This window comes from Comamonas sp. UBA7840 (assembly GCF_002501455.1).
Classification (GTDB): Bacteria; Pseudomonadota; Gammaproteobacteria; order Burkholderiales; family Burkholderiaceae_C; genus Comamonas; species Comamonas jiangduensis.
Genome location: NZ_DLTI01000021.1, coordinates 31,442 through 57,886, shown reverse-complemented (window position 1 = coordinate 57,886; position 26,445 = coordinate 31,442). Strand labels below are relative to the sequence as shown.

Sequence of the window (26,445 nt, the reverse complement as noted above, 5' to 3'; positions counted from 1 at the left end):
CTTTTGATCTACAGAACGGGCACTGAGAGATTGATAATCTTACTTCAAGTAGGGTATTAATGCATAATTTCCAAAAATACACATCAAACTACAATCTATCTTTCATATTCAAGTAATTTGATTATCCAACTTAATTTTTAAATCATGAAAACTTATGGGCTTAGAAAAAAGCCACCCTTGTGCAAACTGCACACCATGATCACGCAGATATATAAATTTCGCCTCTTCTTCCACACCCTCTGCAATCATTTTTAATTTTAATGATTTAGCCATTTCAATAATATGCGGTACCACTTGACTTGTGGCAGACTCTTTTCCAAGGGTATCCACAAAAGATTTATCTATTTTTAAATAATCTATTTCAAATTTTTCAAGATATGACAGGCTCGAATAGCCTGTACCAAAATCATCGATTGCAACATCAATGCCCATAGCACGGATATCTTGCAATATAGTTTTGACAACATCTGCCTGTACAAAACCTCGCTCAGTCACCTCTACTAAAAAATTGTTTTTTGAGGCTCCCGTAATATTCAAAAGATATTGAAGATCTCCAAGTATTTCTTTTGACGATATATCGCTTGCAGACAAATTGATAGCAATATGAAAATCAGGATGTGTTTTAAATAAATTTTTATTTTCTAACGCCACCATTTTAATAACATGCGAAGTTATTTCTTTAATAACGCCAGATTCCTCAGCAACTTTAATAAAAATATCAGGCGCCACCATTTCTCCCGTAGACCTGCGCCATCTAACAAGTGCTTCTGCGCCTACACACAAGCCAGTTTTTAAATCTATGACAGGCTGATAAAGCATAAAGAATTCTTTTCTTTTTAATGCTCTTTTTAATGATGCTGTCATGCTTAACTGCTGTCGCGTTAGCTTTACAAAGGCCAAAGCCAATAACCCGCCAGAAAATACCCCAATAGGAACAAGTATGGCAGCAATCTCATAAAGACCTTGATTAACACTGTTAACAGGTATTGCTGCAACAGAAACAAAATCAAGATCTTTTGACTTTTGCATAACAACAAAACTATCATCATCAACAAATTTAGCTTGCTGATTTTTATCGATACGATTTATCCATTCCTCTTTTATAAGTCCTCTACTAACTATTATTTTTTTAGATGATAATGAATAAAGACCTAGCGATACATCATGATCATTATTAAAAATTCCAAGAATAGTTTTTTCATGGATAGCAACGGTATAACCTGTAGATTTATTTGTTACCAATAAAAATTTAGTTTTTGGCAAAAAAGAAAATTCAAATGAAGGGCGCACCTCGCTACCATAAGGTGTTAGATATGCAGGAGGACCTAAGTATATATCGTGATGGCTATGTGAAGAACAACGAAAAATATTATCTTCCACATAACCGACAATCTGTACTTGCTCTGACTGCAAGTCTAGCCTTTTCATTAAATCAATATTTTCAGAATCACAGGCGCTATTTGTTTTTAAGTTGACTAGCTCCTGATATATTGATTGCACCTGATAAGCACCTTCAGTATTTCGACGCAAAACCTCTTGTGCAATCGAGGATGTGCGTTCCACCTGATTTTCAATATTGTACTCCCATGCCCAATAAATTGAAAATGCTATTGGTGCAATGACCAGAATCAGGCCGCAAATAAAGGCAACAACAGTATAAAAAAATCTATTCATTAATTTTCAATTACTTTATATGCATGATTAATTTATAAAAATTAAATTATTTTTTAGATAATTAAAATATTGGATGAAAATATCTGACACTAAAAATTTCTAGAGAAGGAGTCGCAACCCCACTCGGTCGCGGAGCAAGCATGTGGCGGGCTTCGGAAAGCGAGCCATTCGCCCGGGTCAGGGTTGTACTGAAATCAGACCTAGGTCAAGTTATCTGCTTGCTGATCATATGCTTACGCTGCGATGACAGTGTGCGTAAGGTTCCCCATGCAATAGGGGAATAGAGAGAATAAGAAAGCTAGCGCTCGTTGGATGACCGCACTGGCATGCAATCAAGCGTCTGGTAATTTGAACCGTGTGACTCAGGGCGCTATGCCGTCTGCAGTGTGCAACCGGCATAGTTCCCAACCCCGCCTGCAGCGCTTGGGTTGATTCTTGGCCCGATGCGCTTCATTTGAAGTTGTAGAACCCCGAGTATTGGCTGGTCTCACGGCGCGCGTCACGCCCTCACCAGCGTACTCTTGCCAAACAAACTCTCAACCAAATCCACCACCAGTTCGGCCGTCTGGTTGCGGATATCCAGCGCCGGGTTCAGCTCCACAATGTCGAGCGAGGCCAGGCGTCCCGTGTCGGCAATCATTTCCATGCACAGCTGGGCCTCACGGTAGTTGGGGCCGCCGCGCACGGTGGTGCCGGTGCCGGGGGCGATCTCGGGGTCCAGGAAATCCACGTCGAAGCTCAGGTGCAGGTGCACGCCCTCGCCATCCGGGCCATCCAGCCCCGCCAGGGCCTGCTGCATCACGGCACGCATGCCCTGTTCGTCGATGGCGCGCATGTCGAACACCTCCAGGCCCAGGCGCTGGATGATGCGTTTTTCCACCGCATCCACGCTGCGCAGGCCGATCTGGCAGATTTGCGCACCTTGCACAGCGGGGATGCCGCCGGACATCGCCGCCAGCGGCTCGGGGCCGTGGCCGCAGAGGCTGGCCACGGGCATGCCGTGCAGGTTGCCGGTGGGGCTGATCTCGGGCAGGTTGCAGTCGGCGTGGGCGTCCAGCCACAGCACACGCAGGCGCTGGCCGGTGACGCGACAGTGGCGCGCCACGGCGCTGATAGAGCCGGTGGCCAGGGTGTGGTCGCCCCCCAGCATGATGGGCATGCGCCCGGCCTTCAGCTGGGCGTACACGGCATCGTGCGCCGCTTGGTTCCAGGCCAGGCATTCGGCGTAGTTGCGCAGGCCCTGCGCATCGCGCGGGCCACGGGGGTTGGGCGGGCCCGCCAGGTTGCCAATGTCTTGCACGTCCACACCAAAGCGTGCCAAGGCCCGGCCTAGCTGGGCCACACGCAGGGCATCAGGGCCCATGGCCGCACCCAGTCGGCCCGCACCCACATCGGTGGGCACGCCAATCAAGGTAACGGCCTTTTGTGCCGCTAGCGCTTGTGGGTCTTGCGCAAGCAGCTCATCTTTTCGAAGTGGAGTGGGGGCGTTCATTCAGGCTACCTTTTTCAATGTACGTTGCTCCCCGTCTGCAGTCTGGCGCAACAAGCCAAATACATCCTTGGGGTCTGTTAATGCGGGCACCAGTTCAATCTGCGAGAGTAGTCCGGCCTCACGGCCCAGTGCCTGCATGGTGCGCAGCGCGGAGTAATCCTCCAACGCAAAACCTACCGAGTCAAACAGGGTGATCTGCGCTGCAGACACCCGCCCGGGCGCTTGCCCGGTCAGCACGCGCCAGAACTCGGTGACGGGAAAGTCGGCGGGCATTTGCTGCAGCTCGCCTTCCATGCGGGTCTGGGGTTCGTACTCTACAAACACGCTGCTGCGGTGCAGCACCTCGGCCGCCAGTTCGGTTTTGCCAGGGCAATCACCGCCCACGGCATTCAAGTGCATGCCGGGTGCCAGCATGTCAGCGGTGAGGATGGTGGCGTTGCGCTTGTCAGCGGTGACGGTGGTGATGATGTCGGCGCCATGCACTGCCGCAGCCACGCTGGGCGCCACCACCACGTCTACCCCCCACTGCGCCGCAAACGGTGCCAGATTGCGCTGCAGCTTGGCGGTGGCCGCGGCATCCACATCAAACAGTTGCAGGCGGTGCATGCCCAGCAGTGTGATAAAGGCCAGCGCCTGAAATTCGCTTTGCGCGCCATTGCCAATCAGCGCCATGCAGCGGCTGTCCGGCCGCGCCAGCCGGCGCGCCACCATGGCCGAGGTGGCCGCAGTGCGCAGTGCGGTGGTCAGCGTCAGCTCGCTCACAAAGCGTGGCGCGCCGGTGGCTACATCGGCCAAGGCACCAAAGGCCATCACCGTGGGCAGGCCGTGCTGGGTGTTGATGGGGTGGCCGTTGACGTACTTGAAGGCGTAGTCGTGCGCGTCGGCCACGGGCATCAGCTCGATCACGCCGTGGGCGGAATGCGCTGCCGTGCGTGCGGTTTTGTCAAAGTCGCTCCAGCGGGCAAAGTCGGCTTCCAGCGCCTCCACCATCTGGCGCAAACAGGCCTCTACGCCCACGCGCGCCACCAGCCGGGCGGCATCCGTGGCGCTCAAAAATTCGGTGTGCACTTGCACGGGGGTGGATGGGGTGGAAAGCGGGTTGCTGTGTAAGTGGCTCATACATCCTCCGGCCATGTCATCGGTCATACCCAGAGCGTGGCACAGGCTGACAGCAATTCAAATTGTCAAATATGGATTGAAATAGTCAAATACCTAGCATTTCGACAGAAGAAATTGCCACTATGTCCAATATTGATCAAATTGACCAACGCCTGATCGCCCTGCTGCGCCACAACGCCCGCGAAAGCGTGGCCACGCTGGCGGCGCGGCTGGGCGTGTCGCGCGGCACGGTCACCAACCGCCTGCGCAGGCTGGAAGATGACGGCGTGATCGTAGGCTACACGCTGCGCCTCAAGCCCGAGGCCGAAACCGGTGGACTGCAAGCGTGGATGAGCATTGCGATTGAAGGCAACGATGCGCGCCGTGTAACGGCCAGCTTGCTGGGCGAGCCCGCCGTACAAGCCCTGCACGCCACCAACGGCCAGTGGGATTTGCTGGCCGAGTTGCAAGTGCCCACCCTGCCCGAGCTGGCCCGCGCGCTGGAGCGCATTCGGCTGATCAAGGGCATCAGCCACTCTGAAACCAGCATCCACCTGGAAACACTGCGTTCGGGCCATGCAAGCAGCAGTGGCGGGGGCAATGGGAGGCAGCAGTAGCGCCCACGCCATCCGTCAAAAAGATAGCTGATTGCGTAGATATTTCAGGCATTTGCAAGCACAATCGTGCCAAAAACCAAATAACTAGAGCGCCAGCAGCTACTGGTTTTGCTTTCACCTTCTGCCCACGGATTTCACCACCCATGATGTATACCGCTTTCAAGCACGCTCACACGCTGTTTGCAGTGTTTACGCTGCTGCTTTCCATCGCCTACTTGGGCATGGCCTGGAAAACCACACCAGCGGGCAAATCCACGCTGGTCTATGTGCTAACGCGCATCTTTGGCGGCATTGCCGCCCTGACCGGCCTTGTCGTCACCTTTGTCGGCCCCTGGCAGCACATGCTGTACCCCTACATTGGCTTGATGCTGTACGTGGTACACGGCCTGTGCATTGGCTTTGCCAAACGCAATACAGACCCCGCCAAGGCAGGCAGCCGCCGCGTGCTGCTGGTGCTGCAACTGGCCATGCTGCTGGCGCTAACGGGCCTGATGGGCGCCAAGCCCTTCTAAGCGCACGCCTGCCGTCGCATGCCAAGGGTGGCCCGCATGCGCGCGTGGCACCCACGCTGGCCGACGGCCCGCCGTGTAAGCACGCTCTTTGCCCCGCCCGCCCCATCCGCGCGGGAATGCGGTGCTCTATATATCAAAAAATAATATTTGCGAAACAAAACAATCGTTTGTTTTTATAAAGCGCTTGCTTACAGTGCGCAGCCAGTAGCGGAAAAGCATTCCCCCGATGCCCAACCGCCCACGATGACGACTGCGCCATGTACCAATACACAGAATTCGACGCCACCTTCGTGCAGCAACGTGCTGCCCAGTTCCGTGACCAGCTGCAGCGCTGGGAAAGTGGCAAGCTCTCCGAAGATGACTTTCGCCCCCTGCGCCTGCAAAACGGCTGGTATGTGCAGCGCTACGCGCCCATGCTGCGCGTGGCCATTCCTTACGGCGAGGTGAACAGCCAGCAAATCCGCGTGCTGGCCAAGGTGGCACGCGAGTATGACGCGCCCGAAGCCGAAGTCTTCCAGGCTGCGATGGACGGCCAGGGCAAGCTGGGCACCACCTTTTTGCCCACGCACTGCGCCCACTTCACCACACGCACCAATGTGCAGTTCAACTGGATTCCGCTGTCCAAAGCAGCGGATGTGATGGATTTGCTGGCTACGGCCAACCTGCACGGCATCCAGACCAGCGGCAACTGCATCCGCAACACCACCACCGATGCGCTGGCTGGGATTGCCGTGGATGAAGTGGTTGACCCCCGCCCCTACGCAGAAATTTTGCGCCAGTGGACCACGCTGCACCCCGAGTTCGCCTTCCTGCCGCGCAAGTTCAAGATTGCCATCGTGGGCGCGCAAGAGGACCGCGCCGCCAGCGGCTGGCACGATGTGGGCCTGAAACTGGTCAAAAACGAGGCCGGTGAGATTGGCTTTAAGGTGTACGTGGGCGGCGGCATGGGCCGCACCCCCGTGGTGGCGCCGCTGATGCGTGAGTTCCTGCCCTGGAACCAGATCATGAATTACATCGAAGCGATTGTTCGGGTCTATAACGAGCTGGGCCGCCGCGACAACAAGTACAAAGCGCGCATCAAGATTTTGGTCAAGGCCGAAGGCCAGGCCTACATCGACGCGGTGGAAGAAGAGTTCCGCCAGATTGTGGAGGTGGACGGCGGCCCGCACACCATTTCACAGGCCGAGTTTGACCGCGTGGCCGCCTGCTTTGTCGACCCCGTACTGCCGCAGGTGGCAGATATCGATGCGTCCAAGGCCGAGCAAGCGATCGTCGAACACGCTGCGCGCACCCCTGCATTTGCCCGCTGGCTCAGCCGCAACGTGCACCCGCACCGCAACCCGGCGCTGCGCGCCGTGACGCTGTCATTCAAGCGCGCAGGCCAAGCTCCGGGCGATGCCACAGGGGACCAGCTGGATGCCTTGGCCCAGCTGATGGACACCTACTCAGCCGGCGAAGCACGCATCACCCACGACCAAAACGTGCTGCTGCCCTGGGTACCTGTGAGCCAGCTGGTGAACTTGTTTGAAGCCGCCAAGGCCCTGGGCCTGGCCAGCACCAACGTGGCCCTGCTGACCGACATGATCGCCTGCCCCGGCGGCGACTTCTGTGCGCTGGCCAACGCCCGCAGCCTGCCGATTGCCGAAGCCATCACCCAGCGCTACCAGGATCTGGACGAGCTGGACGACATTGGCGAAATCGACCTGCACATCAGCGGCTGCATCAATTCATGCGGGCACCACCACAGCGGTCACATCGGCATTCTGGGGGTGGATAAGGACGGCAAGGAGTGGTACCAGGTCACGCTGGGCGGCTCGGACGGCTCCACGCTGTCCGGCGAAGCCAGCGCCGGCAAGGTTATCGGCCCCTCGTTCTCCGCCGCTGAAGTGCCCGACGTGCTGGAAGCCGTGCTGACCACCTACCGCGACCTGCGCCAGCCCGGCGAGCGCTTTATCGACGCCGTGCGCCGCATCGGCGTGGAGCCCTTCAAGGAAGCCGGCAAGGCCGCGCGCCACCCCGCTGCCGAAGTGGAAGAAGCCACCGCCTAAGCCCAAGAACCACAAGGATTGAACCATGCAAATCTTGGCCCATACCGACTACCAAGCCCCCGCCGAAAGCGGCAACGGCCTCCTGGTGCTTGCCAACGATGTGAATGCGCTGGAGGTGAATCTGGACGGCATCACGCAGATCAACCTGCACTTTCCCGCCTTCACCGACGGCCGCGCCTTCAGCCAGGCCTACCTACTGCGCCGCCGCCGCAAGTTTGCGGGCGACATCCGCGCCACGGGCGATGTGCTGATCGACCAGCTGGTGCAGATGCAGCGCACCGGCTTCAGCAGCGCTGTGCTGCGCGAAGGCGTGGACGCGGCCGACGCCCAGCGCCAGTTCGAGCGCTTCGGCGGCTACTACCAGGCCGACGCCGTGAACCCCCTGCCCCACTTCAACGCACGCCAGGCCACCGCATGAGCGCACTTGCCCCCACCCTCGATCTGGCCCAGGTGAATGCCGAACTGGGCCGCGACGCCCAGGCCCTGGTGAACTGGGCCGTCGGCCTGGACCTGCCCACCATCGTCACCACCAATTTCCGCCCCTTCGAGGCGGTGATCCTGCACATGGTGACGCGCGCCCGCCCCGACGTGTCCGTGGTCTGGATGGACAACGGCTACAACACCGAAGCCACCTATCGGTTTGCCGATGCGGTGACCAAGCAGCTTGGGCTCAACCTCAAGATCTACCTGCCGCTGCGCTCGCGCGCCCACCGCGAGGCCGTGGAAGGCCCCACGCCCGCGCTGGACGACCCGCGCCACGCGGCCTTCACCGCCGAGGTGAAGCTGGAGCCCTTTGCCCGCGCCCTGCGCGAGACCGCGCCCCAGGTCTGGTTCACCGCCCTGCGCGCCACCGACACCGCCGTGCGCGCCGCCATGGACCCGGTCAGCATCAACCCCGATGGCCTGATCAAGGTGGCGCCCCTGCTGCACTGGTCGTCCAAAGACCTGTACGAATACTGCGAGCAGCACGGCCTGCCCAACAACTTCGACTACGTGGACCCCACCAAGGGTGAAGACAACCGCGAATGCGGCCTGCATTTAGCTCACTAAATATTGATAGCTACCAGCGCTTTCTGCATAAGCGCTAGAGGCGAATTTAGCTTGAAAGTTTATTTATGAACGCCCGTGTGGAAAACCAAGTGCTGAGCCAGCTCAGCAACCGCCACCTGGATGCGCTGGAAGAGGAAACCATCTTCATCCTGCGCGAAGTGGCCGCCGCCTTTGAACGTCCCGCCCTGCTGTTCTCGGGCGGCAAGGACTCGCTGGTCATGCTGCGCTGCGCCGAGAAGGCCTTTGGTGCGGGCCGCATCCCCTACCCGCTGCTGATGATCGACACCGGCCACAACTTCCCCGAAGTGACCGATTTCCGCGACTTCCGGGCGCAGGAGCTGGGGGCCGAGCTCATCGTGCGCAGCGTGGAAGACTCCATGGCGCGCGGCACGGTGCGCCTGGCCCACCCGGAAGAGCCCCGCAATGCTCACCAGTCGGTCACGCTGCTGGAAGCGATTGAAGAGTTCCGCTTTGATGCGCTGATTGGCGGTGCCCGCCGCGACGAGGAAAAGGCCCGCGCCAAGGAACGCATCTTCAGCCACCGCGACAGCTTTGGCCAGTGGCAGCCCAAGGCCCAGCGCCCCGAGCTGTGGACGCTGTTCAACACCCGCATTGCCCCCGGCGAGCACTTCCGCGTGTTCCCCATCAGCAACTGGACCGAGCTGGACGTGTGGCAGTACATCGAGCGTGAGCAGATCGCCCTGCCCAGCCTGTACTACAGCCACCCGCGCCACATCGTCGAGCGCAAGGGCCTGCTGGTGCCCGTGACGGAGCTGACCCCGCCCAAAGACGGCGAAACCGTCGTGGTACGCGATGTGCGTTTTCGCACCTTGGGCGACATCACCTGCACCTGCCCCGTGGAAAGCACGGCGGCCACAGCGGCCGAGATCGTGATCGAGACCCTGGCCGCCGAGGTCAGCGAACGCGGCGCCACGCGCATGGACGACAAGACCAGCGAGGCATCCATGGAAAAGCGCAAGAAAGACGGGTATTTCTAAAAGCTCCCCCTGAGCGGCTGTGCCGCTTCCCCCTCTCTCGCTTCGCGGGAGGGGGACACCACCAGCGCGGCGGGGCGGCCCTTGCGCGGTGGTTCTGGCGAAAGCTTCCCTCTCATGCCGTGCTCAGGCACGGAAAGACCGAGACTGTTATGACGAACACTACGCATTCCATAGCTACTAGCGCTGGCACAGCAAGCGCTAACGGCCAATTTGACTCTGATTCCGACCACGTCTCCGCCCTGCGCTTCATCACCTGCGGCTCGGTGGACGATGGCAAGTCGACCCTGATCGGCCGCCTGCTGGTGGACACCCGCGCCGTGCTGCAGGACCAGTTGGCCGGCGTGACCAAGTCGGGCGAGACCAACCTGGCCCTGCTGACCGACGGCCTGTCGGCCGAGCGCGAGCAAGGCATCACCATCGACGTGGCCTACCGCTACTTCAACACCGACGCGCGCAAGTTCATCATTGGCGACGCGCCCGGCCACGAGCAGTACACACGCAACATGGTCACGGCCGTCAGCAGCGCAGACGCCACCGTGGTGCTGGTGGACGCCACCAAGCTGGACTGGCAGAACCCCGGCCTGCAACTGCTGCCGCAGACGCGCCGCCACAGCCTGCTGGCCCACCTGCTGCGCGTGCACTCGCTGGTGTTTGCCGTCAACAAGCTGGACGCCGTGGCCGACCCGGCGCTGGCCTTCATCCACATCCGCGGCGCCCTGGAGCGCTTCGCCCAGGACGCCGGCATTGCCGTGGCGGCCACTGTGCCCGTGTCGGCCCTCAAGGGCTACAACGTGGTGAACGCCCACCATGGCTGGGCCGGCTATGACGGCCCAAGCCTGCTGCAACTGCTGGAGCAGCTGCCCAACACCCCGGCCGACAGCAATCTGCCCCTGGCCTTCCCCGTGCAATGGGTGGAGAAGTTCCACGACAGCGCCGTCACCACCCAGGGCCGCCGCGTGTTCTGGGGCCGTGTGGCCGCCGGCAGCACCCAGGTGGGCGCGCAGGTGCAGATCCTGCCCAGCGGCCAGTTGGCCACCATCGCCCAGGTGATCGACCATGCCCGCGCGCCCCAGGGCGTGACGGCAGGTCTGTCCGCCGGCATCACGCTGGACCGCGAGGTGGATGTCTCGCGCGGCGACTGGATCGTGGCTGCACCCGCGCAGGCCGCCGTGGCCGACGATGATTTCGACACCCCCACAGCCCAGCCCGCCTGGCCCAGCAGCCGCAGCCTGAGCGCCACCGTGGCCTGGATGGACAACGAACCCCTGGTGCCCGGCCGGGTCTACTGGGCGCTGCACGGCCATCGCTGGGTCAAAGCCAAGGCCCAGCGTGTGGTGCACCGCCTCAACATCCACACCCTGGCGCAAGAAGCAGCGACGCAACTGGAGCCCAATGCCATCGGTGTGGTGGAATTTGCCCTGCAAGAAGCCATTCCTGCCGCTGCCTTTGCCCACAGCCGTGCTCTGGGGTCTTTGATTCTGGTCGACACCGCCAGCAACGCCACGGCGGGCGCGGTTTTGGTGCAATGATTTGACCCAAACCAGAGCTTGCCGCGTATGAATCTGCCGCGGCCCGTGGCATTGCGGCAGAAAAAACCTAGAATTACGGGTTACACCTGAACCCACTGCATAAGAAGAATCTCTCATGACACACGTCGTCACCGAAAACTGCATCAAGTGCAAATACACCGACTGCGTGGACGTTTGCCCCGTGGACTGCTTCCGCGAAGGCCCAAACTTCCTCGTGATTGACCCCGATGAGTGCATCGACTGCGCGGTTTGCATCCCCGAGTGCCCTGCCAACGCCATCTTTGCGGAAGAAGATACGCCGGCAGACCAGTTGCACTTCATCAAGCTCAACGCGGAACTGGCCGTGGCCAAGGGCTGGAAGAGCATCACCAAGCGCAAGGCTTCTCTGCCCGATGCCGATGAATGGAATGGCAAGGAAGGTAAGCTCAGCTTGCTGGAGCGCTAAACCGTTTCCCTGTGCCACACGCCACCTCTGTGGTGCGTGCCCCCCTCAACAGCCCCTGCATTGGGGCTGTTTGCTTTTGAGAAAGACCCAACCATGACCACGGCCATCCCTTCAAAACCACCTGCTGAAACCGACGTGGCTGTGATCGGTGCAGGCGCCGTAGGCATGTTTCAAGTCTTTCAGCTGGGCTTGCAAGGCCTGCACTGCCACTTGATCGATGCCCTGCCCCACCTGGGGGGGCAATGCGCGCAGCTGTACCCCCACAAACCCATCTACGACATTCCCGGCATCAAGGCCTGCAGCGGCGCCGAGTTGGTGGAGCGCCTGCGCGAGCAAATGGCCCCATTTGCACCCACGCTGCACTTGGCACAGCAGGTGCAAACACTGGTGCAACAAGACGATGGGCGCTGGCTGCTGGGCACCGATCAAGGCACCGCACTGCTTGCCAAAGCCGTGGTGATTGCCGCCGGCGTAGGCGCTTTTGTGCCCAAGACCGTCAAGCTTGAGGGAATCGAAGCCTTGGTGGGCCACAGCGTGCATTACCACCCCACCGATTTAGGTTCGCTGGCACTCCAAGGCCAGCATGTACTGGTCCACGGCGGCGATGAGCTGGCCGTGCAAGCGGCCCTAGACACTGTGCACCACCAGGCTGCCAGCGTCACTTTGATGCACCGCCGCGATGTCTTTACCGCCCCTGAGGCTTTGCTGGCCCAACTGCGCATGCACCAAGACGCAGGCAATATCCGCGTGCTGGCTGCGCAGCCCCAAGCGCTGCAAGCCGAGGGCATGGCCTTGAGCGCTGTGGCAGTGACCCTGCCCGATGGCAGCAACCATGACCTGGATGTACAGCAATGGCTGGTGTTCCAAGGCATCTCACCCAAGCTAGGGCCGGTGGCGGACTGGGGGTTGGAGCTGGTCAAAAAGCAGCTGCCGGTAGACACCAGCACCTTTGTGACCGAAGCGCCGGGCATCTATGCCGTGGGCGATATCAATACCTACCCCGGCAAGCGCAAGCTGCTGCTGTGCGGTTTTCACGAAGCGACACTGGCGGGTTTTTCGATTGCCGAGTATCTGACCGACAAACCCGTGCTGCTGCAATACACCACCACCAGCACGCGGTTGCACGAACTGCTGGGCGTAACGGGAACGCTATCGACATAAAAACTAGCCCGCAGCGCTGCAACCACGCCTAACGCACAGGTAAAAACTGTAGCAAAGGGCCGCCCACCAGGCTCTGCCCCAAACCAATCGCCGAGCGCCGCACGCGCTCGGTACTAAAACTGGCCACCAAGTCCAGCCGTGCAATCACTTTGCCCATTTCGCGCTCAAAGCTCAGATTGCGTTCTTGTGCAGAGATGTGGTTGGACAGCAGCAAGGGCTGGCCTTGGGCGTTTTGGCGGTGGTTCAGCACCCAATTGGCAATCTCCACATTGCGGGCGGCGTTGTAGACATGCTGAGGGTTCAGGCTGTCTACCAAGGTGAAGCTGGTTTTTCCGCCATGCGACGTCAAAAGCATGTCGCCCATGGCATAGATAAAAGCACCCACCCGGTCCCCCGCAAAATCGGTGCTGAGCGCTTTGCTCAGTGCCATGACATCACGATGCGCTTGCAGCGCTGGCCACACCTGTTTGCCCAGAATGGCACTGCGAACATGGGCCATGGCTGCCTCGCGCGAAGCTGCCGTTTTGCGCCATTCGGCGGGGTTGCGCTGGTAGAGCTTGTCCATCAGCCGCATCAGACTGTCCAGGTTTTCTTGCATGGCAAGGGTAGCAATCCGGTTGCTGTCTGACTGCAGCATCTCTTGCATGGAAAAGGCATCGCCTTGTACTTTGCCATGGGGTGTGGGCGCGCTGGCGCAACCCGTCATGAGCAAAGCCAAGCCCCATGCACAGCGCATGAGACATCGGCGTGTACCCGTGCAATTTGCAGCTACCATGGTCACAGCATAGCCAATGCCACCACCTCTGCCAATCCACAGTCCCATCTTGCGCGCTGTTTTGAGTTGTACCCGCTCGAAGACGACACAGCGCCTTAGCGGCCGTTGACACCCGCGTGTCAATGCGCGGCGTGCCAGATAATTTGGGCTGTTTTTTGCACACACTCACCCATGCTTCATGAATCTCACCGACGCCGCCAGCGCCTTCCTGCCGAAGTGCGCGTGCAGCACATCCTGGATGCGGCCTTGGCTGAGTTTTCACGCCAAGGCTATAACGCCGCGCGCATGGAAGACATTGCCCGGTCAGCAGGGCTTTCTAAAGGCGGTTTGTATGCGCACTTTCCCAGCAAAGAGTCGCTGCTACAACAACTTCTAGCGCGCGTGCTGGAGGCTCCGCTGCTGGAGAACCTGCATTGGTGGCCCTGCGAGGCACGCACTCTGGAAGATTTGGTGGATGCCTTTGTCGATCACACGCTGCAGCGTTTGACCGCCCCGTCCGTTTTGCCGACCATTCGCCTGCTCTTGGCTGAGGCTCCACGCCTTCCGCAAGGCATGCAGGATTGGCACCAGAACATGATGCGCATGCACGCCCAAAACCATGAGCGGCTGATGCAGCGTGCCATTGCCGAAGGTTTTGTGACTGCGCCAGAGGGGCTGATGGATTGCTCCATTCTGATGCTGCCCATGACCCAGAGTCTCTTCATGATTTTGGCCAGCGGCGAGGCGCCCACACCACAAGCCATCCAAGCCTTGCGACCACAGCACAGGCTGTTGTTGCTGCGTTTGTTGCGCCCTTGATGCCCCATCTCCATGGAGCATGAGGGCTCACATGAAGGTGTTTGCCACCGTTAAAAACCGACCAGTCGGTATCGGCTTGACTTAGCTCAAGAGCAAGTCCAGCAAAAACTTTCAAACTGCACTGCATCAGTATTTGCTGATTGACGCACAAGGTCGGTATAACAGGCCATGCACCCCATACGTACAGACATGCATTCAGCCTTCCCGCCCCTCCCACGTGCCAGCGCTTATGCAGCCCTCGGTCTTTGCATGGCGATACTTGTCACAGGCTGCGCGCCCAGCCAGGCACTGACAGAGCCTAATACGACGCTTCCAGCCCACTACCCTGCAAGTGATTTCGCTGCCACAGCCAGTGCGGACACTGGCTTGCCTGCGTGGCAAGCCATGGTGCAAGACCGCACTTTGCAGCAGTTGCTTGAGCAAGCCAGCACCCACAACCATGACCTGCGCCTTGCCTTGCTGCGCGCACAAGAAGCACGCGCAGCGTATGGAATTCAGCGTGCAGACCGCCTGCCCAGCATCGGCCTGGGCGGCAGCCACTCCCGCGCCCGTGTGCCGGGGGATTTGAATGCCTCCCGCCAATCGGTTGTGGGGAGTGATCACGAGGTTTTTGTGGGCCTCAACAGCTGGGAGCTTGATTTGTGGGGGCGTGTGCGCCAACTCAGTGAAGCAGCCCTGCAGCAATACCTCGCCTCGGAAGCCGGCGCGCAAGCCGCGCGCCAAGCGTTTTTGGCGCAAGTGGCTCGCACCTATCTGGCGCTGCGCGAAGCCGACGACCGTTTGGCGCTAACGCGCAGCACCGTGCAAAGCCGTGCAGAAACGCTGCGCATCTTCACGCGCCGCCATGAAGTGGGCGCGACCAGCAAATATGCACTCACGCAGGTACAAAGCCTGCACCACCAAGCGCTGGCCATCGCTGTACAGCTGGAGCAAGAGCGCGCACAGCTTGCCCATGCGCTGCATTTGCTCACCGGGGCCGACGTTGCGCAACTGCCGCCGCTAGAGCGCGACGCCCAGATATTTGCCCCCCTACCTGTGGGCTTGCCCTCAAGCCTGCTGACGGCGCGCCCCGACATCATCGCCGCCGAGCACCAGCTGCACGCCTCACGCGCACAAGTGGGCGCCGCGCGTGCGGCCTTCTTTCCCCGCATTGCCTTGACCGGCAGTTGGGGCAGTGGCAGTGCCGAGCTCAGCGGCTTGTTTGAATCCGGCAGCCAAGCATGGACGTTCATGCCCAGCATTGCCTTGCCCATCTTTGATGGTGGCAGGCGCCAAGCCAATCTGGACTTGGCTGCCGTGCGCCAAAACGCCGCCGTGGTGACGTACGAGCGCACCATCCAGACGGCATTCCGTGAAGTGGCCGATGCGCTGGCGATGCGCCAGGGCATGGCCCAGCAAGTGGACATTCAGCAAAGCAATCTGCAATCGCTGCAAGAGCGCGCCCGGCTGGCACAACTGCGCTACGACAACGGCGCATCGCCCTATCTGGACGTTCTGGATGCTCAGCGCGAGCTGCTCAGCGCAGCCCAGCAGCTGGTGCAAGCGTGCTACGCACTGCAAAGCGCCCACGTCAGCCTGTACACCGCATTGGGCGGAGGCACCAGCTTGGGCACCGCCGCGCCCGCAGCCAGCGCCAGCACCCCAACGCCCCACTCCTGAATACCGCACACACCATGTCCAACAACAGCAAAAAGAAAACCCTGACCCTCCTGGCAGTAGCCGCTGCTTTGGTGCTCGCCGGTGGTTATGCATGGAAACAATGGCAAGCCAGCCACGCCAATGAAGGTCTGGCTGGCGGCAATGGCCGTATCGAAGCCACCGAAGTGGACATCGCCACCAAACTGGGCGGGCGCGTTGAGGAAATTTTGGTGGGTGAAGGGGACTTCGTGAAAGCGGGCGAGCCGCTGGCACGTATGCAAATTACCAGCTTGCAGGCGCAGTACGACGAGGCCGTCGCCGGCAAAGACCGCGCCGTCCACAACGTGGCGGCCTCGAAGGCACAGGTGGCGCTGCGCCAGAGTGACCACGCTGCGGCCCTTGCCGTCGTAGCCCAGCGTGAAGCCGATTTGGACGCGGCCCAGCGCCGTCTGGCACGCTCTGAGACCCTGACCCGCGAAGGCGCCAGCTCTGCCCAAGAGCTGGACGATGACCGTGCCCGCGTACGCGGCGCACAAGCGGCGCTGAAAGCCGCACAGGCGCAGGCAGCTGCCGCGCAAGCCGCCATTACCGCCGCCCAGGCACAAGTCACAGGCGCAGACTCCGCCGTGGTGGCTGCACAAGCTACCGTGCAGCGCGTTGCGGCAGAGCTGGACGACAGCACTTTGCTTGCCCCCCGCGATGGCCGCGTGCAGTTTCGCTTGGCACAGCCCGGTGAAGTCCTGGGCGCAGGCGGCAAAGTGCTCAATCTGGTGGACTTGGCCGATGTCTACATGAGCTTTTTCTTGCCTGAAACCGTGGCAGGCCGGGTTGCCTTGGGCTCCGAAGTGCGCATCGTGCTGGATGCGGCGCCGCAATTTGTGATTCCGGCCAAGGTATCGTTTGTGTCCGCCACCGCGCAGTTCACGCCCAAAACCGTGGAAACGGCCAGCGAACGGCAAAAGCTCATGTTCCGGGTGAAGGCACAGCTGGATCCGCAACTGCTGCAAAAACACCTCACCCAGGTCAAGACCGGCCTGCCAGGCCAGGCCTGGGTATTGGCCGAGCCTGGCGCACAGTGGCCTGCACATTTGCAGGTGAAGCTGCCGGAGTAAGCGCATGGCCGCTACCTTGGTACCAGGTGCTGCCCCGGCGCCGGTCGCCCACCTTCAGAACGTACACCTGCGCTATGGCAGCGCAGTGGCACTGCGCGACCTGTCGCTGGACATTCCGGCAGGAGGCATGGTCGGCTTGATTGGGCCTGATGGTGTGGGCAAATCCAGCCTGCTGTCTTTGCTGTCTGGGGCACGCCAGTTGCAGGAAGGCGAAGTTCACGTGCTGGGTGGCGACATGCGCAGCAAGGCGCACCGTGACGCTGTGTGCCCGCGCATTGCCTATATGCCGCAAGGCTTGGGCAAAAACCTCTACCCGACCTTGTCGGTCGAAGAAAACCTACAGTTTTTTGCCCGCCTGTTTGGCCACAACCAGGCCGAACGCCGCGCACGCATTGACGATTTGACGCAAAGCACGGGGCTGAAGCAGTTTCTCTCGCGCCCCGCAGGCAAGCTGTCGGGCGGTATGAAACAAAAGCTGGGTTTGTGCTGCGCACTGATCCACGACCCGGACTTGCTGATTCTGGACGAGCCCACCACCGGCGTAGACCCGCTGGCCCGCGCGCAGTTCTGGGATTTAATCAACCGCATCCGCACCACACGCCCTCACATGAGTGTGCTGGTGGCAACGGCCTATATGGACGAAGCCCAGCGGTTTGACTGGCTGGTGGCCATGGACGACGGCCAGATTCTGGCCACTGGCACGCCCGATGAGCTGCTGCAGCGCACGCACACAGCATCGCTGGAGGCGGCTTTCATCGCCTTGCTGCCGCAGGCCAAAAAGCACGGGCACAGCGAGGTGCTGATTCCACCGCTGCAGGCCAGCGACGATGACATCGCGATTGAGGCCCAAGACCTCACCATGCGGTTTGGTGACTTTGTGGCCGTGGATCACGTGAACTTTCGCATTCGCCGGGGCGAGATTTTTGGCTTTCTGGGCTCCAACGGCTGCGGTAAATCCACCACCATGAAAATGCTGACCGGCCTGATGCCTGCCAGCGAAGGCAAAGCCTGGCTGTTTGGCCATGAGGTCGATCCGCACGACATTGCCACGCGCCGCCGCGTGGGCTATATGTCGCAAGCGTTTTCGCTGTACGGCGAGCTGACCGTGCTGCAAAACCTGGTGCTGCACGCGCAGCTGTTTCATGTGCCGCCAGAGCAAATCAACGCCCGCGTAGAAGCCATGTTGCAGCGCTTTGGCCTGCAGCAAGAGCGCCACGAGCTGCCCGAGCAACTGCCGCTGGGCCTGCGCCAGCGCCTGTCGCTGGCCGTGGCCATGGTGCACAGCCCGGAGTTGCTGATTCTGGATGAACCCACCTCTGGCGTAGACCCGGTGGCGCGCGACCAATTCTGGCGTTTGCTGGTGGAGCTGTCGCGCCGCGACAAGGTGACGATTTTCATCTCCACCCACTTCATGAACGAGGCCGAGCGCTGCGACCGCATGTCCATGATGCACGCGGGCAAAGTGCTCGACTCCGACGTGCCCGCCAAGCTGGTTGAAAAGCGCGGCGCGGCGACGCTGGAAGAAGCATTTATTGGCTATCTGGTGGAAGCATCGGGCGAACCTGCCCCCGACCTCAACACCAAAAAAATAGCTGCCAGCGCTGATAAAACAAGCACTTCAGCATCAAAACCATCTGAAACCGAGCAATCACCAGCGCAAGGCGCTATGGTTTCTCATAGCACTAGCGCCCCCCCCCGCTTTAGCCTGCAGCGCATGTGGAGCTATCTGTGGCGCGAGTCGCTGGAGCTGCAGCGCGACCCGATGCGCGCCACGCTGGCGCTGGTGGGCTCGCTGGTGCTGATGGTGGTGATTGGCTTTGGCATCAGCTTTGATGTGGAAGACCTGACATTTGCCGTGCTGGACCGCGACCAAAGCACGCTGAGCCAAAGCTACACGCAAAGCCTGTCGGGCTCGCGCTATTTTGTGGAGCAACCGCCGCTGACGTCTTACGAAGATCTGGACCAGCGCATGCGGGCCGGCAAGATTGTGGTGGCCATTGAAATCCCCCCCGGTTTTGGGCGCGACATTCTGCGCGGCACCCCCACGGCTGTGGGCGCCTGGTTTGACGGCGCCATGCCCACCCGCGGCGAAACCGTCAAGGGCTATGTGCAAGGCATTCACCAGTATTGGCTGGCCGAGCAGGTGCGCGAACGCACCGGGCAGCGGCTGAGCAGCCAGGTCAGCATGGAAACCCGTTTTCGCTACAACCCAGACGTAAAAAGCCTGCCCGCCATGGTGCCAGCCGTCATTCCGCTGCTGCTGATGATGCTGCCCGCCATGCTCACTGCGCTGGCGGTGGTGCGCGAGAAAGAGCTGGGCTCCATCGTGAACCTGTACGTCACCCCAGTCACGCGCATGGAGTTTTTGCTGGGCAAGCAACTGCCTTATGTGGCACTGGCCATGCTGAACTATGTGCTCATGTGCCTGATGGCCGTGCTGGTGTTTGATGTGCCCATCACCGGCAGCGTGTTCACACTCACGCTGGCGGCGTTGATCTTCAGCATCATCACCACCGGCATGGGCCTGCTGGCGTCGGCCGTCACGCGCAGCCAGATTGCCGCCATGTTTTTTGCCATGCTGGGCACGCTGATTCCGGCCACCCAGTTTTCGGGACTGACCGACCCCGTCTCATCCCTGGAAGGCGCGGGCCGCATCATTGGTGAGTACTACCCGGCCACGCACATGTTCACCATCAGCCGTGGCGTATTTAGCAAGGCGCTGGACCTGCACGATCTGGCCGCCTCTTTCTGGCCACTGCTGGCGGCAATCCCCGTCATCATGGGGATTGCCGTGTGGGCGCTGCCCAAGCAGGACAAATAGCCATGGCCCCTATGTTTGACAGGAGGCTTTGCAATGCGGCATAGCTTGAAAAATATCTGGCGTCTGGGCGTCAAAGAGCTGTGGAGCCTGTGGCGCGACCCCGTCATGCTGGTGCTGATTGTCTATACCTTCACCCTGTCGGTGTACACCGCCGCATCGGCCATGCCCGAGACGCTGCACCACGCCCCGATTGCCATCGTGGACGAAGACCAGTCACCGCTGTCGGCGCGCATTACCTCGGCCTTTTACCCGCCCCATTTCATGCCCTTGCAGCTCTCAGGCGTGCAAGCGGTGGACCCCGGCATGGACGCGGGCAAGTTCACCTTTGCGCTGACCATTCCCCCAGGCTTTCAGCGCGATGTGCTGGCGGGCAAAAAAGTTGAGCTGCAATTGAATGTGGATGCCACGCGCATGAGCCAGGCCTTCTCGGGCAACGGCTATATCCAGCAGATTGTGATGGCCGAGGTCAACGAATTTGTGCAACGCCACCGCGCGGCGGCCAGCACCCCCGTGGCGCTGGAAGTGCGCGCGCGCTTTAACCCCTCGCTCAACAAAATGTGGTTTGGCGGGGTGATGCAAATCATCAACAACGTGACCATGCTCTCCATCATCCTCACGGGCGCTGCCCTGATCCGCGAGCGTGAGCACGGCACGATTGAGCACTTGCTGGTCATGCCCGTCACGCCCACTGAAATCATGCTGGCCAAAGTGTGGTCCATGGGCGCCGTGGTGCTGGTGGCGGCCGGGGTGTCGCTGAACCTGGTGGTGCGCGGCTTTTTGCAAGTGCCGATTGAGGGCAGCATTGCGCTGTTCATGGCCGGTGCGGCGCTGTGCCTGTTTGCCACCACGGCCATGGGCATCTTCATGGCCACCGTGGCGCGCTCCATGCCGCAGTTTGGCCTGTTGATGGTGCTGACGCTGCTGCCGCTGCAGCTGCTGTCGGGGGGCACCACGCCGCGCGAGTCCATGCCGCAGCTGGTGCAAGACGTCATGCTGGCCGCCCCCACCACCCATTTCGTGAGTCTGGCCCAAGGCATTTTGTACCGTGGCGCTGGGCTGGATGTGGTGTGGCCGCAGTTTTTGGCGCTGTTTGCCATCGGCTGCGTGCTGTTTGCACTGGCGCTGTCGCGCTTTCGCAAAACCATCAGCTCCATGGCCTGAGGGCTGCCTGCCGCCCTATTTAGCGCGCCTTAACTGGCTGTAGGGTCATTAATGCCATCGCTGCACAAGATGAGTGGCATCACCCAAAATTCGGGCCCGTACGGAATTGAGCGGCCGCAGCAATGCGGCCGTTTTGTTTACCCATCCCCCACGGCTTGCGCGCCGGTCGGATGCTTTCTTTGTTTTGCAACCCGCGTTTATGTCTGCTGACTCCCCCGTGTCCTCTTTGCGCCGCGGCCTCAAGGCCCGACACATGTCGATGATCGCCATTGGCGGCTCTATCGGCACCGGCCTGTTTGTGGCCTCTGGCGCCACCATCTCGCAAGCGGGCCCCGGCGGCGCACTGCTGGCGTACTGCGTTATTGGCCTGATGGTTTACTTCCTGATGACCAGCTTGGGCGAGATGGCCTCGCACCTGCCCGTCTCTGGCTCGTTTGCCACCTACGGTGCCAAGTATGTGGACGAGGGTTTTGGCTTCGCGCTGGGCTGGAACTATTGGTACAACTGGGCTGTCACGATTGCCGTGGATTTGGTGGCCGCCCAGTTGGTGATGGCCTACTGGTTCCCCGACGTCAATGGCTTGCTGTGGAGCGCGCTGTTTCTGGCCCTGATGTTTGGCCTGAACTCGCTGTCTTCCAAGGGGTTTGGCGAGTCGGAGTTCTGGTTTGCCGCCATCAAGGTGGTCACCGTGCTGGTCTTTATTGGCATTGGCCTGCTGATGGTGTTTGGCATCATGACCGGCGGCGCGCCCGATGGCATCTGGGGCAATGTCGCCAACTTCACCGCAGGGGATGCACCGTTTGCCGGTGGCTTTGCCGCGCTGATCGGTGTGGCCATGATTGTGGGCTTTTCGTTCCAGGGTACCGAGCTGATCGGCATTGCCGCGGGCGAGTCGGAAGACCCGGCCAAAAACGTGCCCCGCGCGGTGCGCAAGGTGTTTTGGCGTATTTTGCTGTTCTATGTGTTTGCCATTTTGATCATTGGCCTGCTGGTGCCCTATACCGACCCCAAGCTGCTGCGCAACGATCTGGGCGACATCAGCGTCAGCCCCTTCACCCTGGTGTTTGAGCGCGCGGGCCTTCTGGGCGCCGCTGCCGTGATGAACGCGGTGGTACTCACTTCGGTGCTGTCGGCCGGTAACTCAGGCATGTATGCCTCCACCCGCATGCTGTATGCACTGGCCAAGCAAGGCATGGCGCCCAAGGTGTTTGCCTACGTCAACAGCCGCGGTGTGCCCATCATGGCGCTGATCGCCACCACCGTGATTGCCGCCCTGTGCTTTTTCACCAATGTGTTCAGCCCGGAGTCGGTCTACATCTGGCTGCTGAACCTGTCGGGCATGTGCGGCTTTATCGCCTGGCTGGGCATTGCCGTCAGCCACTATCGCTTCCGCCGCGCCTGTGTGGTGCAAGGCTTTGATACGCACCAGCTGCCTTACCGCGCTGCGGCTTTCCCGGTGGGCCCCATCTTTGCATTTGTGCTGTGCCTGGTCATTACCCTGGGCCAAAACTACGAAGCCTTCCTGGCCGACACCATTGACTGGACCGGCGTGGTTGCCACCTACATTGGCATTCCCTTGTTCTTGCTGATCTGGCTGGGCTACAAATTCAGCAAAGGCAGCCGCTTGGTGAAACTGGAAGAGATGGACATCAGCGGCAGCCATTAAGCTGCCCGCATGATCTCCCACAAGGCCATCTGCCAGCAGATGGCCTTGTTGTTTATGGCGGGCCTTTGTGCTGTGCCACTTTGTGGTGTGCCTCCATGCACGACCACGCTATGAAAAGCTAAGCTGCCAGCGCTGGTTATTGCTTGTTTTCACATGCTTTATATGTGCAAACCATTGCTGTATCAGCGCTAGCCGCTCTTCATTAATCGCAGCACATGACAGTGCGCGATTGCGTCACACCGGGATTTCTCCGGCAAGCGGCGCCTTGTCCTTCCAGGTTCTGCCAAACCCCATACTCTTTCGATGCCGATGGACTGGCAGCACCCCATGCAAGTGATCGCGCATAACTTGCCCCTGCGCCCCAGAACAAAAAAGCCCGTGGCATTCACCACGGGCTTGGTTTCGCATCAGCTGCTCACCCCTGCCAGGGCAGGGTTCAGCGCGTGATGGTTCAGGCTTTCAATGCAGCCAGCACCTCATCGAGCATCTTCTTGGCATCGCCGAACAGCATGCGGTTGTTGTCCTTGTAGAACAGCGGATTGTCGACACCCGCATAGCCAGAGGCCATGGAGCGCTTCATCACGATGGAGGTTTTGGCCTTCCACACTTCCAGCACCGGCATGCCAGCGATGGGGCTGTCTGGGTCATCTTGCGCAGCAGGGTTCACGATGTCGTTGGCGCCAATGACGATGGCCACATCGGTCTCTGGGAAGTCTTCGTTGATCTCATCCATCTCCATGACGATGTCGTACGGCACCTTGGCCTCGGCCAGCAGCACGTTCATGTGCCCAGGCATACGACCTGCCACGGGGTGAATGGCAAAGCGCACTTCCACGCCCTTGTCGCGCAAGGTTTTGGTGATTTCGTTGACGGTGTGCTGGGCCTGAGCCACGGCCATGCCGTAGCCGGGCACGATGATGACGCGCTTGGCATCGCGCAACATTTCTGCCGTTTCGCTGGCGCTGACAGGCGTCACTTCCCCCTGGGGCTCGGCAGCTGCGCCATCACCGCTCTTTTTGGCGGGAGCACCGGAGCCAAAGCCACCGGCGATCACGCTGATGAAGTTGCGGTTCATGGCCTGGCACATGATGTAGCTCAGGATGGCGCCCGAAGAGCCCACCAGCGCGCCAGTCACGATCAGCAAGTCGTTGCCCAGCATAAAGCCCGTGGCCGCAGCGGCCCAGCCCGAGTAGCTGTTGAGCATGGACACCACCACGGGCATGTCCGCACCGCCAATCGCCATCACCATGTGCACGCCAAACAGCAGCGCAATCACCGTCATGACGATCAAGGGAAGCATGCCATCGGCCACGGTTTCAGCGCGTAGGAACTCGCGGCCAAACCAGACCACCACCAGCAGCGCCACCAAGTTCAGCCAGTGGCGCGCGGGCAGCAGCAGCGGCTTGCCGCCGATCTTGCCGTTGAGCTTGCCAAAGGCAATCAGCGAACCCGAGAACGTGACCGCACCAATCAAGATGCCCACGTAGATTTCCACTTCGTGGATGGCCTTTTCTGCACCTGCCAGCTGGATGGACGTGTCCACATAGCTGGCAAAACCCACCAAGCAGGCCGCCAGGCCCACCAGGCTGTGCATCAGCGCCACCAGCTCGGGCATCTGGGTCATCTTCACCACCTTGGCGGCGTACAAGCCAATACCGCCACCGATGACCAGGGCCCCCACAATCCACGCAATACCGTTGGCAGTTACGCTGGGGCCAAACACGGTAGCCACAATGGCCAGTGTCATACCCAGCATGCCAAACAGATTGCCGCGGCGCGAAGTTTCCGGGTTGGACAGGCCCCCCAGACTCAAGATAAACAAAATAGCGGCGCCCAGATAGGCCACCGTTGCAAGGCTTTGGGACATTGAAAAGCTTCCTCTTGTCGTTCTTACTTGCGGAACATGGCCAGCATGCGGCGTGTCACCGCAAAGCCACCAAACATATTGATGGCCGTGAGCACCAGCGCGGCAAACGCCAGCCACGTGATCAGGCTGTCAGGCCGCCCTTCGCTGCCCGCAGCGGGCGAGGCAATTTGCACCAACGCGCCGATGGCGATGATGCTGGAGATGGCGTTGGTCACACTCATCAGTGGCGTGTGCAGCGCAGGCGTCACGTTCCACACCACCATGTAGCCAATAAAGCAGGCCAGCACAAACACGGTGAAGTGGCCCAGGAAGGCCGCAGGCGCGTACGCACCGATGAACCAGAAAGCCACCGCCGCAATCGCAAAAATGATGGCCAGTGTCTTGGCAGGCAAGGGGCCAGAAGCACCATGCCCATGCCCGCCCTTTTTCTGCTCCACAGGCGCAGCCGCAGGCTTGGGAGCCGGTGCAGGGGCCGCTTTGAGGGGCGGCGCAGGCCATGTCACTTCGCCTTGCTTGATCACGGTGAGGCCGCGGATGGCATCGTCGTCCATATTGACCACGGCCACACCATCCTTGGCCTTGCACAGCTCTTCCGTCAGGCGCAGCAAGTTGGTGGCATACAGCGTAGACGACTGCTTGGCCAGGCGCGAAGCCAAATCGGTGTAACCAATGATGGTCACGCCATGGCGCACCACGGCTTCATCGCGCACCGTCAGCTCGCAGTTACCGCCTTGCTCGGCGGCCATGTCCACAATCACGCTGCCGGGCTTCATGCTTTGCACCATCTCCGCCGTAATCAGCTTGGGCGCGGGTTTGCCGGGAATCAGCGCCGTGGTGATGATGATGTCGGCATCCTTGGCCTGCTCGGCATACATGGCGCGCTGCGCGGCCTGAAAGCCCTCGCTCATGACCTTGGCGTAACCGCCGCCGCCTGCGCCATCTTCCTCGTAGTCCACCTTCACAAATTCGCCGCCCAGCGACTTGACCTGGTCAGCCACCTCGGCACGGGTGTCGTTGGCACGCACGATGGCGCCCAAGTTGGCCGCCGTGCCAATCGCGGCCAAACCGGCCACGCCAGCGCCCGCAATAAACACCTTGGCCGGAGGCACCTTGCCTGCCGCCGTGATCTGGCCGTTGAAGTAGCGGCCAAAGGCGTTGGCCGCCTCAATCACCGCACGGTAGCCGGAGACACCGGCTGTGGAGGTCAGCGCATCCATCTTCTGCGCCCGGCTGAGCGTGCGCGGCAGGCAGTCAATCGCCAATACGGTGGCTTGCTTGGCGGCCAGCTGCTGCATCAATTCAGGGTTTTGTGCAGGCCAGATGAAGTCCACCAGCGTGGTGCCTTCGCGCATCAGCGCCACTTCTTCGCTGCTGGGTGGGCGCACCTTGAAGACAATGTCTGCCGCAGCCCACAGGGCCGCAGCGTTGTCGACAATCTGCGCGCCCGCCGCGCGGTAAGCGTCGTCGCTGAAGTTGGCCGCATCACCGGCGCCAGACTCCACCGCCACGGTAAAGCCCAGTTTGATCAGCTTTTCCACCACATCGGGCACCGTGGCCACGCGCTTTTCCAGAGGAAAAGTTTCCTTTGGCACGCCAATGCACTGGGGCGGGTGTGCGAGAGGATCTTGCATATAAGAAATCTCCTGAAGACAAGTTTGGTATGCGTTGCCGCGATGTTCAACTGCGCCCGTATTGCGCGTGCGCCACCGCGTGAGCGCCGCTGGCTACTTGTGGAATACAGCGGCATGGATAGAGACAAGTTCACAGACAGGGTGCCACAGATAGGGCAACCGCTGGGAAGCGTTCGCTAAATGGTAACGGCAAGAATCCATTCGCTTGCTGTATGCGCACCACAGCGGTGCACAAAAAGGCTGCCGCGCACGCTGCATTCGTGCTGCACTTTTTAGGTGCATGCAGAGTGCGTCAAGCGCTTTTCTAGCGCAGCGCTGCATGAGCCAACGCAGATCGGCATGCCCCTACTCT

At 60.2% G+C, this 26,445-nt stretch carries 21 protein-coding genes; 15 read left to right on the top strand and 6 right to left on the bottom strand.

The window, feature by feature from the left end:
• Positions 1–108: 108 nt before the first annotated feature.
• The 3 genes from B3R00_RS06950 to B3R00_RS06940 all read right to left on the bottom strand — a co-directional run bounded on the left by B3R00_RS06950 (position 109) and on the right by B3R00_RS06940 (position 4,285).
• Complete coding sequence (locus B3R00_RS06950) at positions 109–1,674, bottom strand: EAL domain-containing protein (RefSeq protein WP_286998271.1); 1,566 nt, start codon at positions 1,672–1,674, stop codon at positions 109–111.
• A 499-nt stretch (positions 1,675–2,173) separates the two neighbouring features.
• The gene (gene rocF, locus B3R00_RS06945; RefSeq protein WP_286998270.1) at positions 2,174–3,166 is read right to left on the bottom strand and encodes an arginase; all 993 of its coding nucleotides are present in this window, start codon (positions 3,164–3,166) and stop codon (positions 2,174–2,176) included.
• Positions 3,167–4,285: an ornithine cyclodeaminase gene (locus B3R00_RS06940; RefSeq protein WP_286998269.1), complete on the bottom strand. Its 1,119-nt coding sequence runs from the start codon at positions 4,283–4,285 to the stop codon at positions 3,167–3,169. It lies immediately after the preceding gene.
• A 131-nt stretch (positions 4,286–4,416) separates the two neighbouring features.
• Here B3R00_RS06940 and B3R00_RS06935 point away from each other — a divergent pair, with 131 nt between their 5' ends.
• The 9 genes from B3R00_RS06935 (at position 4,417) to B3R00_RS06895 (ending at position 12,624) form a co-directional block, all read left to right on the top strand.
• Entirely contained in the window at positions 4,417–4,881 is a 465-nt protein-coding gene (locus B3R00_RS06935) for an Lrp/AsnC family transcriptional regulator (protein ID WP_286998315.1), read from the top strand.
• A 143-nt stretch (positions 4,882–5,024) separates the two neighbouring features.
• Positions 5,025–5,393: a hypothetical protein gene (locus B3R00_RS06930; protein ID WP_174862587.1), complete on the top strand. Its 369-nt coding sequence runs from the start codon at positions 5,025–5,027 to the stop codon at positions 5,391–5,393.
• Between the two features lie 257 nt (positions 5,394–5,650).
• Complete coding sequence (locus B3R00_RS06925; protein WP_286998267.1) at positions 5,651–7,441, top strand: nitrite/sulfite reductase; 1,791 nt, start codon at positions 5,651–5,653, stop codon at positions 7,439–7,441.
• 25 nt (positions 7,442–7,466) lie between these two features.
• Entirely contained in the window at positions 7,467–7,859 is a 393-nt protein-coding gene (locus B3R00_RS06920; protein ID WP_286998265.1) for a DUF934 domain-containing protein, read from the top strand.
• A complete protein-coding gene (locus B3R00_RS06915) occupies positions 7,856–8,491 on the top strand; it encodes a phosphoadenosine phosphosulfate reductase family protein (protein WP_286998264.1) in 636 nt (211 codons plus the stop codon). The genes B3R00_RS06920 and B3R00_RS06915 overlap by 4 nt, the downstream gene beginning before the upstream one ends.
• A gap of 65 nt (positions 8,492–8,556) precedes the next feature.
• Positions 8,557–9,489 carry a sulfate adenylyltransferase subunit CysD gene (cysD, locus tag B3R00_RS06910; RefSeq protein WP_286998262.1) on the top strand — a complete coding sequence of 311 codons (933 nt, stop codon included), beginning with the start codon at positions 8,557–8,559 and terminating at the stop codon, positions 9,487–9,489.
• Between the two features lie 149 nt (positions 9,490–9,638).
• Positions 9,639–11,018, top strand: coding sequence for a sulfate adenylyltransferase subunit 1 (locus B3R00_RS06905; RefSeq protein WP_286998261.1), 1,380 nt, complete (start codon positions 9,639–9,641; stop codon positions 11,016–11,018).
• 115 nt (positions 11,019–11,133) lie between these two features.
• Positions 11,134–11,463 (top strand): ferredoxin FdxA, encoded by a 330-nt coding sequence (gene fdxA, locus B3R00_RS06900; protein ID WP_042416602.1) that lies wholly within the window; start codon positions 11,134–11,136, stop codon positions 11,461–11,463.
• A gap of 93 nt (positions 11,464–11,556) precedes the next feature.
• A complete protein-coding gene (locus B3R00_RS06895; RefSeq protein WP_286998260.1) occupies positions 11,557–12,624 on the top strand; it encodes an NAD(P)/FAD-dependent oxidoreductase in 1,068 nt (355 codons plus the stop codon).
• A 28-nt stretch (positions 12,625–12,652) separates the two neighbouring features.
• On the opposite strand, the gene B3R00_RS06890 is transcribed toward B3R00_RS06895, so the two are convergent.
• The gene (locus B3R00_RS06890) at positions 12,653–13,360 is read right to left on the bottom strand and encodes a hypothetical protein (RefSeq protein ID WP_286998259.1); all 708 of its coding nucleotides are present in this window, start codon (positions 13,358–13,360) and stop codon (positions 12,653–12,655) included.
• A 210-nt stretch (positions 13,361–13,570) separates the two neighbouring features.
• On the opposite strand from B3R00_RS06890, the gene B3R00_RS06885 reads away from it, so the two are divergent.
• The 6 genes from B3R00_RS06885 (at position 13,571) to B3R00_RS06860 (ending at position 22,595) form a co-directional block, all read left to right on the top strand.
• Positions 13,571–14,197 carry a TetR/AcrR family transcriptional regulator gene (locus B3R00_RS06885; protein WP_286998258.1) on the top strand — a complete coding sequence of 209 codons (627 nt, stop codon included), beginning with the start codon at positions 13,571–13,573 and terminating at the stop codon, positions 14,195–14,197.
• A 249-nt stretch (positions 14,198–14,446) separates the two neighbouring features.
• Positions 14,447–15,856, top strand: coding sequence for an efflux transporter outer membrane subunit (locus B3R00_RS06880; RefSeq protein ID WP_286998256.1), 1,410 nt, complete (start codon positions 14,447–14,449; stop codon positions 15,854–15,856).
• Positions 15,857–15,870: 14 nt separating this feature from the next.
• On the top strand, positions 15,871–16,947 hold the full coding sequence (locus tag B3R00_RS06875) for an HlyD family secretion protein (RefSeq protein WP_286998255.1): 1,077 nt from the start codon (positions 15,871–15,873) through the stop codon (positions 16,945–16,947).
• Positions 16,948–16,951: 4 nt separating this feature from the next.
• Entirely contained in the window at positions 16,952–19,768 is a 2,817-nt protein-coding gene (gene rbbA, locus B3R00_RS06870) for a ribosome-associated ATPase/putative transporter RbbA (RefSeq protein ID WP_286998253.1), read from the top strand.
• Positions 19,769–19,801: 33 nt separating this feature from the next.
• On the top strand, positions 19,802–20,929 hold the full coding sequence (locus tag B3R00_RS06865) for an ABC transporter permease (RefSeq protein ID WP_174863268.1): 1,128 nt from the start codon (positions 19,802–19,804) through the stop codon (positions 20,927–20,929).
• A gap of 253 nt (positions 20,930–21,182) precedes the next feature.
• Positions 21,183–22,595 carry an amino acid permease gene (locus B3R00_RS06860; protein WP_312426309.1) on the top strand — a complete coding sequence of 471 codons (1,413 nt, stop codon included), beginning with the start codon at positions 21,183–21,185 and terminating at the stop codon, positions 22,593–22,595.
• 451 nt (positions 22,596–23,046) lie between these two features.
• Here B3R00_RS06860 and pntB read toward each other — a convergent pair whose 3' ends face one another.
• Together pntB and B3R00_RS06850 are read right to left on the bottom strand one after the other, a co-directional pair.
• Positions 23,047–24,462 (bottom strand): Re/Si-specific NAD(P)(+) transhydrogenase subunit beta, encoded by a 1,416-nt coding sequence (gene pntB / locus B3R00_RS06855; protein WP_286998249.1) that lies wholly within the window; start codon positions 24,460–24,462, stop codon positions 23,047–23,049.
• A gap of 23 nt (positions 24,463–24,485) precedes the next feature.
• Positions 24,486–26,093, bottom strand: coding sequence for a Re/Si-specific NAD(P)(+) transhydrogenase subunit alpha (locus B3R00_RS06850; RefSeq protein ID WP_286998248.1), 1,608 nt, complete (start codon positions 26,091–26,093; stop codon positions 24,486–24,488).
• Positions 26,094–26,445 lie beyond the last annotated feature (352 nt).